Here is a 16,021-nt window from a genome sequence, read left to right as displayed (position 1 = left end):
GGCTCCCATGTCCTCGCTCACCCCCGCCGTGGTGACCGTCACCGGCGCCGCGGGCAACATCGGTTACGCCGCGCTCTTCCGGATCGCCGCGGGAGCGATGCTCGGCCACGACCGACCCGTCCGGCTTCGGCTGCTCGAACTGCCCCAGTCGGTGTCGGCCGCCGTGGGGACCGCGATGGAACTCGACGACGGCGCATTCGAGCAGTTGGCGTCGGTGGACATCTTCGACGATGCCCGCGCAGCGTTCGACGGCGCCGACCACGCACTGCTCATCGGCTCCCGCCCGCGTACCAAGGGCATGGAGCGCGCCGACCTGCTGCAGGCCAACGCCGCGATCTTCGCCGAGCAGGGTGCGGTCCTCAACGAGGTTGCCGCCGAAGACATCCGGGTCCTCGTGGTCGGCAACCCGGCGAACACCAATGCCGCCATCGCATCCGCCCACGCACCGGACATCCCTGCGGACCGCTTCACCGCGCTCACCCGGCTCGACCACAACCGCGCCATCGCACAACTCGGTCACCGCACCGGCACCCTGGCTCGCGACATCAGCCGGGTCACGGTCTGGGGCAATCACTCCGCCACCCAGTACCCGGACATATTCCACGCCCGGGTCGGTGGGCGCAGCGGCGCCGAGATCGCCGAGGACCGGGACTGGCTGGTCGACGATTTCATCCCGACCGTCGCCACCCGTGGCACCGCGATCATCGAAGCCCGCGGGTCGTCGTCGGCGGCGTCGGCGGCCAGCGCTGCCATCGACCACATGCATGACTGGGCGCTGGGCACTCCGGACGGCGACTGGACCTCTGTCGCGCTGCCCTCCCCCGGCGCCTACGGTGTGCCCGAAGGGCTGGTGTGCTCTTTCCCGGTCCAGGCGGTGGGCGGCAGGTGGGAGATCGTCGAGGGGTTGGCGATCAATGATTTCTCCCGGCAGCGGATCGACGCCTCGGTGGCCGAGCTCGCCGACGAGATCGCCGCGGTCGGCGATCTCCTCCCGGCGTGACAGGACAGACGAGCGGCCACCGATGAGCCCTCAAGTCCCACAATGCGAATCGTGTGCAATGCCCTAAGCTCTGTCCATGGCCAAGAAGACGAAGAGCGCGACACAACCGGCAAAGATCCCGAAAAAGGTGTACGAGGCCGAGCTCTTCCGCCTGCAGACCGAGCTGGTCAAGCTCCAGGAGTGGGTCCGCGCCACCGGCGCCCGCGTGGTGGTGATCTTCGAGGGTCGCGATGCCGCGGGTAAGGGCGGCACGATCAAGCGGATCTCGGAGTACCTGAGCCCCCGGGTCAGCCGGATCGCGGCACTGCCCGCGCCGACCGACCGCGAACGCGGCCAGTGGTACTACCAGCGCTATGTGGCCCAGCTGCCTGCTCCCGGCGAGATCGTGCTGTTCGATCGCTCCTGGTACAACCGGGCGGGTGTGGAGAAGGTGATGGGGTTCTGCACTCCCGAGGAGCACACACGCTTCCTGCGGCAGACACCGATCTTCGAGCAGATGCTCATCGACGACGGCATCCTGCTCCGCAAGTACTGGTTCTCCGTCTCCGACGACGAGCAGCTCAAGCGCTTCAGGTCTCGACTCGATGATCCTGTGCGGCAATGGAAACTGAGTCCGATGGATCTGGAGGCGGTGTACCGCTGGGAAGATTACTCGCGAGCCAAGGACGAGATGATGGTGCACACCGACACCGCCAACAGCCCCTGGTACGTCGTCGAATCGGACATCAAACGGCACGCGCGGCTCAACATGATCTCGCATCTGCTGTCCACCATCGACTACGAGGACGTACCTCGGCCCACCGTGCGGTTGCCGAAGAAGCCCATCGACTCCGGCAACTACCGACGACCGCCGCGATCGCTGTCGAAATACGTGCCCGATCACGTGGCGAACCTGCTCGGCGATGCGGGGTGAGCGGGCGGATGTGATGTCGGCGGCACACCGGTAACATCAGGTGGTGCATGTGCCGGGACTCGACCGCGTCCGCGAACGCCGACGCCGCCTCAGGTCGGAGATCATCTACCTCGTCGCACCGACCGGGTACCCCAATTACGGCGACGAGCTGATCGCGCGGGCGTGGCTGCGTCACCTCGCGCGGGCGCGCCCGCATGCGACGGTGGTACTCGACTGCCACACACCGGGCCAGGCCGCATTGCTGTTGCGCGGTGCCCACCCGAACGTACTGTTCACCGACACCTTGTGGCAGCTGACGCTGTACGCGGCCGACACCGCGCGAACCAGTGGCCCCGACGCGTCGATCCCGTGGGTCTGGGCGGCCGAAGCGGCCACCGAGTTCGGGCCCGCACCCCGCCTCGCGGAGGGCGTCGACCTGTTCCGGCAGGCATCGTCGGTCCATCTGCTCGGTGGCGGCTATCTGAATCAGGTGTGGCCACACCACATCTCGCTGGTCGCCGCGGCCGCAGCACTCGCCCGCACCACCGGCGCGCAGGCATACGCCACCGGTCAGGGGCTGATCCCGACGGTGGAGGGTCCGTCCTGGAAGGCCTTCACCGAGTCCGCGGCGGAGTTCACCGTGTTCGATGTCCGTGACTCCGCCTCGGCCGATGCGCTGGCCGGAGTGGCCGCGCGGCGGCACACCGGCGACGATGCATGGCTCGCCGTCGACGAGCACCGCCCGACCGCCCCCGAACCGGGACACCCCGGCGGGGTGACGCTGTGTGTCCAGTCCGACCTCACCGACGACTTCGCGGCGTTCGGCATGACCGGACGCGAAGCACTCACCGCGTTCGTCAGCAAGACCCTGGACGCCTGGGAGGTGCCCGGGGAGGCGATCACGGTGGTCGAAGGCATCCCCGGCATCGACCTGGAGATCCCCACGCGGCTCGGCGCCCGACTCGACGGATCGACCACGATCCCGTTCTTCGACGTCTGGCGTCGCGGCCTGCCGGTCGGGCGTGGCGACGCGTGGATCAGCACCCGATTCCATCCGCACCTGGTCGCCGCCGCGGCCGGTGACTCCGGTGTCGCGGTCATCGGACGCCCCGACTACTACGCCACCAAACACCAGTCGCTGGTGGCCAGCGGATCACGCTGGACCGTCGTCGACGACCCGGACGCCATCCCGGAACGCCCCACCGCAGGCGGCTTCTCCCCCGCAGACCGCGATCACGCCGTTGCGGCGAAAAGAGCACTGGCGCAACGCCTCTACCCCGACAATCGGTACTGACGACTCGATATGTGGATCGGTTTCGCGGAGTTCGACTATCTCCTCGGCGACGTGCATTCGCTCAAGCACAAGCGGTCGGTCATCCGGCCCATCATCGCCGAGACCCGTAAACGTTTCAGCGTCTCGGTGGCCGAGGTCGCCCACCTCGACGCCCACCGACGTGCGGTGATCGGCGTGGGGGTCGTCGCCGCCGACCGTGGACATGTCGTGGACGTGCTCGACGCCGTGGAACGCTTCGCCGCCGGCCGTCCCGAGGTGGAACTGCTCTCGGTGCGCACGCGGATCATCAGCGCGTCAGACGTCTGACTCGGGCAGGATTCCCGCTGCCCGCGCCGCGGCGCCGTAGGCCGCCGCGAGCGTGTCGACGGTCTCGTGCGCGTTGAGTCCGCTGGGGTTGGGTACCACCCACACCTGGGCGCCGTTCCACGTCTCGGTTTGCGGCCCCGCCACGGCACGGCGCTCGTCGAACGCAGAGCGGTACGCGGTGATCCCGGCGACCGCCACGACCCGTGGAGCCACCAGCCGTACCGTCTCACGCAGCCGTCGGCCACCGGCGCGCAGCTCGTCGGCGGACAATTCGGCAGCCGTCGCGGTCGCCCGCGACACCACATTGGTGATGCCGACTCTCCTCCCACACAACAGGTCCCGATCGGCGGCCGACATCCCCGCCGAGGCATCGATCTGCCGGTCCACGATCCCGGCGCGGTACAGCGCCGGATAGAAGCGGTTACCCGGACGGGCAAAATGTGCACCGACAGCGGCGGTCCAGAGACCGGGATTGATGCCGACGATCAACAACCGGCAGTCGTCGCCGATCAGATCGGGCACCTCGGTGTCCCGGAACGACAGGAGCTCTTCTCGGGTGAATCCCACGCGGCCAGGGTAAGTGGTCGGGCAAACGGCATACCGGAGTCCCTGTGCGATGCCGCGGCCGGGATTACACTCGCGCTGATGGCTCGGCTCGTGTTCTCGATCCTGGGCGGGCTCGGCGCACAGATCGATTCCGAGACCGTCGAACTCGGCACGCGCAAGCAACGTGCGGTCCTCGCCCAACTGATCCTCGCCGCGGGTGCCCCGGTCAGCGTCGATCGGTTGATCGACGACATCTGGGGCGAACGCGCACCCGACCGCGCCGGTGTCTCTGTGCAGGCGTACATCTCCGGGTTGCGCAAGGCACTGGAACCCGATCGTCGACCCCGGTCACCGGCGACCGTACTGGTCACCGCCGGCGCCGGATATGCGCTTCGCACCGACGACGACCAGGTCGACGCCCGCCATCTCCTCGCCCGGATCACCACGGCACACGACCGCCATCGCTGCGGGGACCCAGCCGCTGCGGCCGCCCTGTTGCAGACCGCGCTGGCCGATTATCGGCCGCTGCTACCGGAGTTCGAGGGCCTGGCGTTTCGCGACGACGCCGCAGCACATCTCGAACGGACGGTCGCCGAGGCACAGGAGTTCTCCTACGAGGTGCGTCTGGAACTCGGTGAACACCGTGCGCTGGTGCCAGAACTGGAACAGGCGGTGCGGCGTTCGCCACTCGACGAGGGTCTGTGGGTCCTGCTCGCCATCGCCCGGTATCGCCTCGGTCGGCAATCCGACGCCCTCGCGGCGATCGCCGAAGCCCGCCGCACCCTGGCCGACGAGGTCGGCGTCGATCCCGGGCCCCGACTGCGGGCACTCGAGAGCGATATCCTCGACCACGCGCCGTCGCTCGATCCGAGCGGGTCCACGGTCACCGTCGGATCGTCGGCAGCCCAGCCGGAATCGCCCTCGAGCCCGCGCCCGCCGGCCACGCTCGTCGGCCGGACCGACGAACTGGCCGTCCTGCACCGTGCCGTTCTCGGCTCCCTGTCCGGCCCCGGCGGCGTCGTCGTGGTGGACGGCGAACCGGGTGCCGGCAAGTCCGCCCTGCTCGACGAGGCCACGAGGCGGGCCGCATCCGCCGCCGACCTCACCGTCCTGTGGGGGCGATGCGCCGAGGACATGGCCGCTCCGTCGATGTGGCCGTGGGTCCAGGTGCTGGGCGGGGTGCTACCGACGATCGACGACACCGGCCGCTCCCGGATGCTCGACACCGAACTGGGCCGGATGGTCACCCAGGGCGCCACCGTGATCCCGCCACCCCGCGAGATGCCCGACGCCGCAGCACGATTCCGTTTGTACGATCAGGCCGCCGACCTGCTCGACCGGGTGGCCGAAACCCGCTTGCTCGTCATCGTGCTCGACGATCTGCAGTGGGCCGACGGCGCGTCACTGGAACTGTTGGCGCACATGGCCGCGCGACGCACCCCCGGGGTGGCGTTCTTCGCTTCGCTGCGCGCCACGCCGCTGCGCCCTGCGGTCACCGACGTCCTCGACGCGCTGGCCCGACTGCCCGAGCATCGTCGCCTCTCGATCGGCGCACTGTCGTCCGAGGACGTCACCGAGCTCCTCCGACGGGAGATCCACGAACAGCCCGCGCCGGACCTCGTCGAGACGATCCATCGCCGGACCGGTGGCAATGCCTTCTTCGTCCGCGAACTGGCGCGCATCCTCGCCGACCACGGCTCCATCGACGGCCACGCGGTGACCGACGGGGTGCGCGGCGTCGTCGCCGGTCGCATCCGGCCCCTACCCCCACGCACGATCGAACTCCTCGAGGTGGCGGCGGTGATCGGCAGCCGCGTGGACATCGCCCTGCTCGCCGACGCGGCATCGCAGTCTGTGTCCGAAGTTTTGGAGTCCCTCGATCCGGCGTTCACCGCGGCCGTCGTGGACATCGATCCCGCCGACCCGTTCACCATCACCTTCGACCACGACCTCGTCCGCGAGAGCATCGTCGACCGGATTCCGCGGACCCGCGCCTGCCATATCCATCTCGCGGTCGCCGACCGACTCGATCCCGATTCGTCGACGGGTGCCGCTGCCCGCCTCGCCGGACATCTGTGGGCGGCGGGTCCGCTCGCGGACCGGTCCCGTACTGCCCGCGCACTGCTCACGGCCGGCCGGATCGCGCTACGCACGTACGGTTTCGACACGGCCGACCGACAGCTCGCCGACGCCGCGACCCTCGCCCGCTCGGCAGGCGACCCGCACCTCGAACTCGAGGTCATCCGCACGCGCCTGACCGCCGAGGTGGCTCGCAACGGCTATTTCGCCGCCGACCGAGAACTCCTCGACCGGGCGCGCGAGCTGGGTGAGGCGACCCGCGATGCGGCGCTGCTCGCCCATCTCGACTACGCACGGTTCGCCGCCCACGCACAGCTTGCCGATATGCGTGTCTCACACCGCTACGCCGACGATCTGTACCGGCGCGCCCAGGACTCCGACGACGCGGTGGTCGTCCATCTCGGCATGCAGGCGGCCGGTATCGACTCGTTCGATCGCGGCCGCATCGGCGAAGCGGCCCGCATCCTGCAGACCTACGCCCCACTCACCCCCGTCGACGGACTGCAGAGCGACCAGCTCCTGATCGCACAGGGGTTCCGAGGGCTGGCCGCGACGATGCATCTCGGCGTGCACGCCGGACGACGACTGTTCGAGCAGATCGACCGCGGCCCGGAGGAGCCCATGGCCTATGTCGGGGCCGCCGTCTTCGCCGCCACCGCCGCGGCCCTGGCCGGCGACGTCGACTGGGCACGCGAGTCGGCGGAGCGGTTGATGGGCGTCTCCGAGCACCTGCCGCTGGAGTACCTCCGACAGGGCGGTGAACGCATCTACTGGTGGGCGCGCGCCCTCGACGATGCCACCGAGGACGCGCTCGCACATCTGACACGACTGCAGTCCGTCGCCCCACGGCAACGAACCGGACTGGGCCTGTGGCTCGCCCTGCACGCCGAGGCGCTGATCGTCGCCGACCGACTCGACGGGGTCCCGGCCCTGCTCGAGCAGGCGCAGTCGGTCGCCGAACAGACCGGCCAGCGATATCCCGATCCGCACCGCCTACTCGTCTGCGCGGAGTTCCAGCACGCCGCAGGTCATCCGGCCACGGCGGTGGTGGATACGCTGCGGGAAGCCGGTCGCATCGCGATGGCGCAGGAGTCGACCACGCTGGTCACGCGCATCGACGACTTCGCGGCCGATCACGGGTACTCCCGCTCACACTGATCCGACGCATCACGCGACGCATCGGGCAGGCGTCCAAGTCGATCCCAAGCCCGCCCCAAGGCCGTCCGGCCAAGGTTTCTCCAGATCCGGTTCACCGGACCGACAGATCAGGCCGAGCACCCGGCCCCTACGTGAGGAACCTGCCCCGATGACCGTCCACTCCCCTTCTGCCGTCCATCACCCCGAACTCCGCACCAGCGTGATCGCCGAACTCGCCGACCGCCTCGTCGGCGACGTGTTCGGCCCCGACGATGCCGGCTACGACGCCGCACGCGCCGGTTTCAACCTCCTGACCGATCACCGGCCTGCGGTCATCGCGGTCCCGGCCGACCGCTTCGACGTCGTCGAGTGCGTCCGCTTCGCCGCGGACGAGGATCTGCGCGTCGCGATCCAGGCGACCGGGCACGGACCCGGAACCGCGGCCGACGGCGCGCTGCTCATCAACACGTCGGCGATGACACAGGTGAGCGTCGATCCGGTGGAACGCACCGCGACGGTCAGCGCGGGAGCAAAATGGGCTCCGGTGCTCGAGCAGGCCCAACAACACGGCCTGGCGCCGCTGCTCGGGTCCACCACCGACGTTGGGGTCGTCGGATACACCCTCGGCGGTGGATTCGGGTGGCTCGGACGCCGATACGGTCTGTGTTCGGACGCCGTCCGTTCGTTCGGCCTGGTGACGCCGTCCGGTGAGGCGTTGCGGGTCAGCGAACACCGGTATCCCGAGATCTTCTGGGCGCTGCGGGGTGGTGGGGCCGGAAGCATCGGAGTGGTGACCGACATCGTCATCGATCTCTTCCCGGTGACCACCGTGTATGCCGGCAACCTCTTCTATCCCGCATCGGATGCACCGGAGATCATGCGGCGATTCGCCGCCTGGGCCCCACAGCAGTCCGAGGATCTCACCTCGTCGGTGGTCCTGATGAACTTTCCGCCGCTCGACATCGTTCCGGAGCCGTTGCGCGGCAAGAGTTTCACGTTGGTACGCGGATGCTGGGCCGGCGATGTCGGCCGAGGCGCATCGGTGATCGACGAATGGCGCAGGTGGAAGACCCCCGAACTCGACATGTGGGCCGAGATCCCCTTCGGCGCGGCCGATGCCATCAGCATGGATCCGACCGACCCGATGCCGGCCATGGTGACCACCGAATGGCTGAACGAGCTGCCCGACGAGGTGATCGACATCGTGACCTCGCGTGTGTTGCCCAGCCCCGGCACCCAACCACTCATCCTGTTCGCCGAATTGCGTCATGCCGACGGCGCGATCGGGCGCGGCGCCGCCACCTCGCCGAACGACCTCGGTCGTACCGGTACCTATCTCCTCGAGATGGGTTCGATGGTGCCCGATCCGCACACCGGACTGGCAATCGAGTCACACCAGCGGCTGACGCGAAAGGCATTGGCCCCCTATGTCACCGGTGCCACGTATCTGAACTTCGTCGAGGGCGACGAGAAGGCGCAGCGATCGGCCAGCGCATTCGGCGACGCAAATCGTCGGCGGCTCGGCGAGATCAAGGCCGCGCTCGATCCCGACAACCGGTTCTGCCACGGCGTCGCGTTGGGATAGGAGCGGCGCGGGGCCGTCGCTAGCCTGGTCACCATGACACGGCCACTGATCGTCGTCGACGCGGCCAACGTGGTGGGCTCGAGGCCCGACGGCTGGTGGCGCGACCGTCACGGCGCCACCGAGCGCCTCCGCGATCGCTTGGCAGCCCTCGCCGATCAAGGCCTCCCCGACCTCAACGGCCCCGTCGAGGTGGTCATGATCGTCGAGGGCAGGGCTCGCGGTGTGACGAGTTCACCGACGGTCACCACCGTGCCCGCCGCAGGCTCGGGCGACGACCGGATCGTCGAGACGGTTGCCGAGCACCCCGGTCGACGTCGGGTCGTCGTCACCGCCGATCGCGAGCTGCGCCAACGCGTGGGGGCACTCGGCGCGGAGGTGATCGGCCCGTCGGCCCTCGAGTCGTTCACCGCCACCGGAGACGTCTGAGAACCGTCGGCGGCGAAAGGCCCTTGCCACCCGGTGCTGTCTCGGTAGCATCGGCAAGGGGCACACGAGTTGACCGACGGGGGCCGACGAGAAGAGGACGGCGATGGCTCGCTTCGCACTCCCCACCCTGGATGACCTGCGCGCGTTGGGAACTCCGCACGAGAACGCCATCACCATCTACGCGCAGACCTCACCCGCACCGGATGAGCGAGAAGCCAGTCACCTCAACGCCAAGAGTGCGTTCGACCGTGCCATCCGCCACCTGCGCGACACCGGCATCCGGCACGGCACCGAGCAAGCATTGCGGGAGCGATGGGAAACCGTCGTCAACGACGAGATCTGGCAGCATCTGTCCCGTTCGCTGGCGATCTTCGTCGCCGACGACCTGACCGAGGTGTTCGTCCTGCCCAATCACCTCGAGAACCAACTGCAGGTCGGCACCTATTTCGACGTCGGTCAGCTGGTCCGGCCGGTGACGACGCCACAGTCGGCGTTCGCGCTGACGCTGTCGACCAACGGCTGGAACCTGTGGGAGGCCACCCCGACGACGCTGGCCACCGAGATGGACTTGTCCGGCGACCACGGATCCGACGCGGCCGACGCCACCAACAGGGCCACCATCCGCGACCGCGCCCACGTGCGCCGCCTCGTCGGTGACGAGGGCAAGAAAGTGCTACTCGAGACGTACGCCAAGCGGGTGGCCGAAGCGGTCAAGAGCGAGTTGGGGCCCGCCGACCCCAACGCCGAACGGCCGCTGTTCCTGTTCGCCACCGATCCGCTGCTCGATCTCTACCGCGCCCACGATCACGGCCGATCGATCGTTCCGGTGCCCGGGGGTCCGGACGATCTGCGCGCCGACGAGATCGACGCGGCCATCCGGCGCGAACTGACCGCCATCAACGCCAAACACAACAGTGCACGCGTCGACCACATCGCCGACGGGACCGCGCGCGGCCTCGTCGCGGCAGAACTCGAGGACATCGCGCGCGCGGCCACCTCGGGGGCGATCTCCACCCTCGTCTACAACTTCACCCTCGACATCATGGGCACCCTCGACAACGAGACCGGTGAGATCACCTACACCGACGATGGATACGACCTGTTGTCGCGCCTCGCGGTCACCGTCCTCGACCGCGGCGGCGAGGCGATCGCCGTGCGGCCGGATGAGATCACCGCCCTGATCTGGAACGACACGGCGGTCGGTGGTCTCCGTTTTCCGCTGACCTGACGCCGCCTGCCCATCACGTCTCGTCCATCGCCCGCCAGCAGAGAGGACTCCTACCGTGTCGTCAACGGTGGCAGACAACATCATCGAGAATCTGAAAAACTCTGGTGTGCAACGTGTTTACGGAATTCCCGGCGATTCGTTGAACGGCTTCACCGACGCCCTGCGCCGCGACGGCTCGATCACCTGGCAACACGTGCGTCACGAGGAGGGCGCGGCGTTCGCCGCCGCCGCCGATGCCGAGTTGACCGGCGAGCTCGCGGTCTGCGCGGGCAGCTGCGGGCCGGGCAACCTGCACCTGATCAACGGGCTCTTCGATGCGCATCGCAGTCGGGTTCCGGTGCTCGCGATCGCCGCGCACATCCCGGCGCCCGAGATCGGCAGCGGCTACTTCCAGGAAACCCATCCCGAGCGACTCTTCGTCGAGTGCAGCGCGTTCTGCGAGATGGTCAGCACCCCCGAGCAACTCCCCCGCCTGCTGGACATCGCGATCCGCACCGCCGTCGAGACGTCGGATGTCGCGGTGCTGGTGATCCCCGGGGAGACGTTCCTGGCCAAGGCCACCGGACGCCGGGCTGGTGCACCGATCCGGCGGGTCGACCGGGTCGTACGACCGACCGACGGTGAGCTGGCGGCGGCTGCGGAACTCCTCAACCGATCGGAGGCGGTGACCATCCTGGCCGGTGCAGGCGTGGCCGGCGCCCATGACGAACTGGTGGAACTGGCCGGAGCACTGCAGGCTCCGGTGGTTCATGCCCTGCGCGGCAAGGAACATGTCGAATACGACAACCCCTACGACGTCGGCATGACCGGTCTGCTCGGGTTCTCGTCGGGCTACCGGGCCATGGAGAGATGCGACACCCTGCTGATGTTGGGTACCGACTTCCCGTATCAACAGTTCTTTCCGTCCAAGGCGACGATCATCCAACTCGACATCCGCGGTGAACAGCTCGGCCGCCGCACCCCGGTGGACCTACCGCTGGTGGGCAGTGTCGCCGACACCATCCCGGCGTTGCTCCCGCTGATCGACCGCAACCGGGACTCGACTCATCTGCGTTCGGCGCGCGAGCACTACATGAAGGCCCGCCGTTCCCTCGACGAACTGGCCGACAACGATCGCAACCGGGAGCCGATCCACCCGCAGTATCTGGCCCGCCTCCTCAGCGATGCGGCCTCCGACGACGCGGTCTTCATCCCCGACGTCGGCTCGCCGGTGGTCTGGGCGGCCCGGTATCTGCGCATGAACGGGCGACGGCGACTCATCGGGTCGTTCTCGCACGGTTCGATGGCCAACGCGGTGTCGCAGGCCGTGGGTGCACAGTCGGCATTCCCCGACCGGCAGGTGATCGCGATGGCCGGCGACGGCGGACTCGCGATGCTCCTCGGTGAGCTGCTCACGATCACCCAGAACGAGCTGCCGGTGAAGATCGTCGTGTTCGACAACTCCTCGCTCAATTTCGTCGAGGTCGAGATGAAGGCCGCAGGCTTCGTGAACTACGGGACGCAACTGGACAACCCGGACTTCGCCGAGCTCGCCCGTTCGGTCGGGATCCACGGTCGCCGGGTGACCGCCCCGGATGATCTGCCCGCGGCCGTGAACGAGTTCCTCGACCATCCCGGGCCCGCCCTGCTCGACGTCGTGACCGCACGCCAGGAGCTGTCCATCCCGCCGGCCATCACCGCCGCCCAGGCCAAGGGGTTCACCCTCTACGCGCTGCGCACGGTGATGTCCGGACGCGGAGACGAACTGGTGGATCTGGCCGAGACCAATCTGTTCCGCCGCCTGTTCGATTGAGCCGTCCGATCCCGGTGCAACAATGGCGCCATGAGCACCGAGACCGGCGTCGACCTGTCCGCCTACCTCGACCGGATCGGTCACCGGGCCGATCCGACCCCCACTCTGAGCACCCTCAACGATCTGATCGCCGCGCACCTGCGGCACATCCCGTTCGAGAACATCGATCCGCTGATGGGCGTTCCGGTCACCGATCTCGACGCGGCCGGCCTGCAGCGCAAACTCGTGGAGCGACGCCGCGGCGGGTACTGCTACGAGCAGAACGGCCTGTTCCGCCATGTGCTCACGGCGGTCGGTTTCGAGGTGGACCTGCTCGCCGGCCGAGTGGTCTGGATGCACGAGCCGGGCGGAGCGCTTCCGGCGGAAACCCATCAACTCCTCGCGGTGCGCATCCCCGGCGATCCGCAGGAGTACCTCGTCGATGTCGGTTTCGGTGGTCAGACCCCCAGTGCCGCACTACGTTTCGTGGTCGACGAGGAGCAACCCACCGACCTGGAGCCGTTCCGGATCACCGCGGGTGACGACGCTCGGTTCTGGCGCATGGAGTCGTTGGTCGGCGACCGGTGGCGGCCGACCTACCTGTTCGGATCGACCCCGCGTCCCGACATCGACAGTGTGGTGGGCAGCTGGTTCGTCTCTACCCATCCCGGCCACCACTTCCAGACCGGCTTGACCGCCAGCATCATCGCCGACGACGCGCGCTGGAATCTGCGCGGCCGCAACCTCGCCGTTCATCGCGCCGACGGCAGCGGCGACAAGCGACGCCTCGACACCGCTCGCGATGTCCTCACCCTTCTGACCGAGCGATTCGGTATCGACATCGACGGCATCGACGGGCTCGAAGCCCGCGTCGCCGAGGTGCTCGACAGCTGAGCACCAGGGGCCGCGCGCGACGAGCGGTGTGACTGCTTGCCACAGCCAGGGATTCAGGTCGCTCGGGAGAACTCCGACGCGCGGGCGACCTGATCGACGTTCAGCGTGACCCCTGTGTAGCGCTCGAACTGCCGGGCCGCCTGCAATGCGATCACCTCCGCACCCGTGATGACCCGCCTCCCCGCCGACCGTCCGGCCCGGATCAATGGCGTGTCCGCCGGGAACGCCACCACGTCGAAGACGACGTCGGCTGCCTCGATCTGCTGCTCGCCGAACGACAATCGATCCTCGTCGGCGCCTGCCATTCCGATCGGGGTCACGTTCACCAGGATCGCCGTGCCCGGCTCCGGGTCATCGGAGGTGAACCGATAGCCGTACTTCTGTGCCAGCGCTCCCCCGGTGTCCGCATTGCGGGCGACGACGGTGAGATCGTCGAATCCGGCACCCCGAAACGCCGCCACCACGGCCTTCGCCATACCGCCCGATCCGCGGACCGCCACCGACGACGCCAGATCGAGCCCGTGCGCGGTGATCAGGTGCGCGACCGCCTCGTAGTCGGTGTTGGATGCCGACAGATGTCCGTCGTCGTTGACGATCGTGTTGACCGATTCGATGGCCGACGCCGACTCCTCCATCGTGTCCACGAGCGCGATCACCGCCTCCTTGAACGGCATCGACACCGAGCACCCGCGAATACCGAGAGCACGCACACCCCGCACGGCGCCTTCGATGTCGTCGGTGGTGAACGCCTTGTAGACGAAGTTCAGCCCCAGCTCGTCGTAGAGGAAGTTGTGAAACCTGGTGCCGATGTTCGACGGCCGCGCGGCCAGCGAGATGCACACGGTCATGTCCTTGTTCAGGATGGGCATGTCCCCAACGTAGCGGGTCACCGTCTTCCGTCGGAGGACACGAGTAGCGTGCCGATCATGACGCCCATGCGCAGCCGACACGTGTCGATCGTCATCCCCGCCTCTGCCCGGCAGGTATACGACTATGCGGCAGACCCGGACAATCTGCCGCGCTGGGCGGCGGGTCTGGCCGCTGGTGTCCGCCGCGACGGCGACGTGCTGGTCACCGATTCCCCGATGGGTGAGGTCGTGGTCCGATTTGCCCCGGACAATCCCTACGGCATCCTCGACCACGACGTGACGCTTCCCGACGGTGAGGTGGTCGCCAACCCGCTGCGGGTGATCGATCATCCGGACGGCGCCGAGGTCGTGTTCACGGTGCGTCAGCGCGACCTGACCGATGACCAGTTCGACGCCGACTGCGCGGCTGTCGAGCGCGATCTGCAGGCGCTGCACGACGCCGTGATCGCCCCGAGCTGACCGGCCCGCACTCCGCCCGCGCACGTTTCGGTGTGGGGCGCGCCGTCATCGCGTCACCTGATCGTGACCGCGCCGACTCCGATTAGTGAGCCACATGCGCCACACTAACCTCATTAATCACATCAGTAACTCGATGGTGTCTGGAGGTCGGTGGTGCGGCGACGTTCTCGCGTAGTGCGGTTGGCTCTGGCCGGTGTGCTCGCCGTCGGCGCCTCCGCGCTGGCCATGACCCACGGTGCCGGGTTGGCCGATGCGGCCCCGTGTAGCAACGGTGGAACCGGCTCCAGCCTCCTCGATTCCGGATCGCTGAGCACCGGCTCGTTGGGCAGCGGCTCGGCCGGATCATCGGGGTCGTCGGGCTGGGGCAGTTCGGACCGCCCCGGCCTCGGCCCGCAGGGTCCGCTGCCGATCTACCTGGGCGCCAACACGCGCACGGTCTCCTGGGTCACCGGGCCGCGTAGCCCCAACCGAACCTTCAGCCGATTCGGCATCAGCGGCACCGACCTCGGGATCAGCTGGGACAACGGGTCGGGTCAAACGCTGATGGCCTTCGGCGACACCTTCGGGAACTGCAATGTGGTCGGCCAACAATGGCGTCACAACGTCCTGCTGCGCACCGACGACACCGACCTCCGCAACGGTGTACGGGTGCCGAACGGCGTTGCCGGCGATGTCACATCCGGAACGGTGATCGCGAGCGGACAACCGAACTACGCCCAGGAACTGATCCCGTCGCTGGGGATCTCACAAGTCGAGGTCACCACCATCCCCACTGCCGCCATGTCGCTGCCGTGGGGCGCAGGCCACCGTCAGTTCATCAACTACATGTCGGTCCGTTCATGGGGCGCGCCCGGCCACTGGGTGACCAACTTCTCCGCGATCGCCTACTCCGACAACAACGGTCAGACCTGGACCACCGACCAGAACACGATCCTCGTCAACGCCAACACCCCGATCACCGTGGGACTCCCGTTCGGGTTGCCGCCCGCCACCGCCAACAACGGCAAGTTCCAGCAGAACGCCTACGTCCGCGGCAAGCCGGGCTCCGACGAAGCGCAATACGTTTACCAATTCGGCACGCCCAACGGCAGATTCGGCGCCGCGTTCCTCTGCCGGTTCAAGCCCGCCGACGTCCTGAACCTCGCCGACTACGAATACTGGAACGGCAAGACCTGGGTCGACGACATCGCGAACATGGGCGACCTCGAGGCCGCAGTGGTGCCCGCACCCGTCACCGAACTGTCGGTCGCGTGGAGCCCCTATCTGAGCAAATATGTGATGGTCGACGGCGACAACGAGATCGTGCTCCGCACCGCCGATCATCCGCAGGGTCCGTGGAGTGCGCCTCGCACCCTGGTGCGGCCGGGCGCGGTGGTGCTCTACGGACCGATGATGCTGCCCCAGTCACCCGCGCTCACGGGCACCGGCAAGGACCTCTACATCAACGCATCCCGCTGGAGCGACTACAACGTCATGCTGTTGCACACCGATCTCAGCAAGGTACGCCGCTGATCCGACTCAGCCGCAGACCCTAC

At 68.1% G+C, this 16,021-nt stretch carries 14 protein-coding genes; 12 read left to right on the top strand and 2 right to left on the bottom strand.

Going from position 1 to position 16,021, the window contains the following annotated elements; all coding sequences use genetic code 11:
- Positions 1-7: 7 nt before the first annotated feature.
- From AAFP35_RS10855 to AAFP35_RS10840, 4 genes are all read left to right on the top strand, one after another.
- Complete coding sequence (locus tag AAFP35_RS10855) at positions 8-1,000, top strand: malate dehydrogenase (protein WP_419221598.1); 993 nt, start codon at positions 8-10, stop codon at positions 998-1,000.
- Between the two features lie 76 nt (positions 1,001-1,076).
- Positions 1,077-1,913: a polyphosphate kinase 2 gene (ppk2, locus tag AAFP35_RS10850; protein WP_419221597.1), complete on the top strand. Its 837-nt coding sequence runs from the start codon at positions 1,077-1,079 to the stop codon at positions 1,911-1,913.
- A 43-nt stretch (positions 1,914-1,956) separates the two neighbouring features.
- Positions 1,957-3,186: a polysaccharide pyruvyl transferase family protein gene (locus tag AAFP35_RS10845; protein WP_419221596.1), complete on the top strand. Its 1,230-nt coding sequence runs from the start codon at positions 1,957-1,959 to the stop codon at positions 3,184-3,186.
- 9 nt (positions 3,187-3,195) lie between these two features.
- Positions 3,196-3,492, top strand: a complete 297-nt coding sequence (locus AAFP35_RS10840; RefSeq protein ID WP_419221595.1) for a DUF503 domain-containing protein — start codon at positions 3,196-3,198, stop codon at positions 3,490-3,492.
- On the opposite strand, the gene AAFP35_RS10835 is transcribed toward AAFP35_RS10840, so the two are convergent.
- Complete coding sequence (locus AAFP35_RS10835; protein WP_419221594.1) at positions 3,481-4,059, bottom strand: mismatch-specific DNA-glycosylase; 579 nt, start codon at positions 4,057-4,059, stop codon at positions 3,481-3,483. The genes AAFP35_RS10840 and AAFP35_RS10835 overlap by 12 nt on opposite strands.
- 78 nt (positions 4,060-4,137) lie before the next feature.
- Here AAFP35_RS10835 and AAFP35_RS10830 point away from each other — a divergent pair, with 78 nt between their 5' ends.
- The 6 genes from AAFP35_RS10830 (at position 4,138) to AAFP35_RS10805 (ending at position 13,158) form a co-directional block, all read left to right on the top strand.
- Complete coding sequence (locus tag AAFP35_RS10830; RefSeq protein ID WP_419221593.1) at positions 4,138-7,275, top strand: BTAD domain-containing putative transcriptional regulator; 3,138 nt, start codon at positions 4,138-4,140, stop codon at positions 7,273-7,275.
- A 148-nt stretch (positions 7,276-7,423) separates the two neighbouring features.
- Entirely contained in the window at positions 7,424-8,839 is a 1,416-nt protein-coding gene (locus tag AAFP35_RS10825) for an FAD-binding protein (RefSeq protein ID WP_419221592.1), read from the top strand.
- A 33-nt stretch (positions 8,840-8,872) separates the two neighbouring features.
- On the top strand, positions 8,873-9,265 hold the full coding sequence (locus tag AAFP35_RS10820; RefSeq protein ID WP_419221591.1) for a hypothetical protein: 393 nt from the start codon (positions 8,873-8,875) through the stop codon (positions 9,263-9,265).
- A 103-nt stretch (positions 9,266-9,368) separates the two neighbouring features.
- The gene (locus AAFP35_RS10815; protein ID WP_419221590.1) at positions 9,369-10,493 is read left to right on the top strand and encodes a hypothetical protein; all 1,125 of its coding nucleotides are present in this window, start codon (positions 9,369-9,371) and stop codon (positions 10,491-10,493) included.
- Positions 10,494-10,548: 55 nt separating this feature from the next.
- Positions 10,549-12,285 (top strand): ubiquinone-dependent pyruvate dehydrogenase, encoded by a 1,737-nt coding sequence (gene poxB / locus AAFP35_RS10810; protein WP_419221589.1) that lies wholly within the window; start codon positions 10,549-10,551, stop codon positions 12,283-12,285.
- A gap of 30 nt (positions 12,286-12,315) precedes the next feature.
- Positions 12,316-13,158: an arylamine N-acetyltransferase family protein gene (locus AAFP35_RS10805; RefSeq protein WP_419221588.1), complete on the top strand. Its 843-nt coding sequence runs from the start codon at positions 12,316-12,318 to the stop codon at positions 13,156-13,158.
- Positions 13,159-13,211: 53 nt separating this feature from the next.
- Here AAFP35_RS10805 and AAFP35_RS10800 read toward each other — a convergent pair whose 3' ends face one another.
- The gene (locus tag AAFP35_RS10800; protein ID WP_419221587.1) at positions 13,212-14,027 is read right to left on the bottom strand and encodes a shikimate 5-dehydrogenase; all 816 of its coding nucleotides are present in this window, start codon (positions 14,025-14,027) and stop codon (positions 13,212-13,214) included.
- A gap of 57 nt (positions 14,028-14,084) precedes the next feature.
- Here AAFP35_RS10800 and AAFP35_RS10795 point away from each other — a divergent pair, with 57 nt between their 5' ends.
- Together AAFP35_RS10795 and AAFP35_RS10790 are read left to right on the top strand one after the other, a co-directional pair.
- Complete coding sequence (locus tag AAFP35_RS10795; RefSeq protein ID WP_419221586.1) at positions 14,085-14,486, top strand: SRPBCC family protein; 402 nt, start codon at positions 14,085-14,087, stop codon at positions 14,484-14,486.
- Positions 14,487-14,636: 150 nt separating this feature from the next.
- Complete coding sequence (locus tag AAFP35_RS10790; RefSeq protein ID WP_419221585.1) at positions 14,637-15,998, top strand: DUF4185 domain-containing protein; 1,362 nt, start codon at positions 14,637-14,639, stop codon at positions 15,996-15,998.
- The last annotated feature ends 23 nt before the right edge of the window (positions 15,999-16,021 follow it).

Source organism: Gordonia sp. CPCC 206044, assembly GCF_048537895.1.
GTDB lineage: Bacteria > Actinomycetota > Actinomycetes > Mycobacteriales > Mycobacteriaceae > Gordonia.
This window is presented reverse-complemented; position numbering and strand designations above follow the sequence as displayed.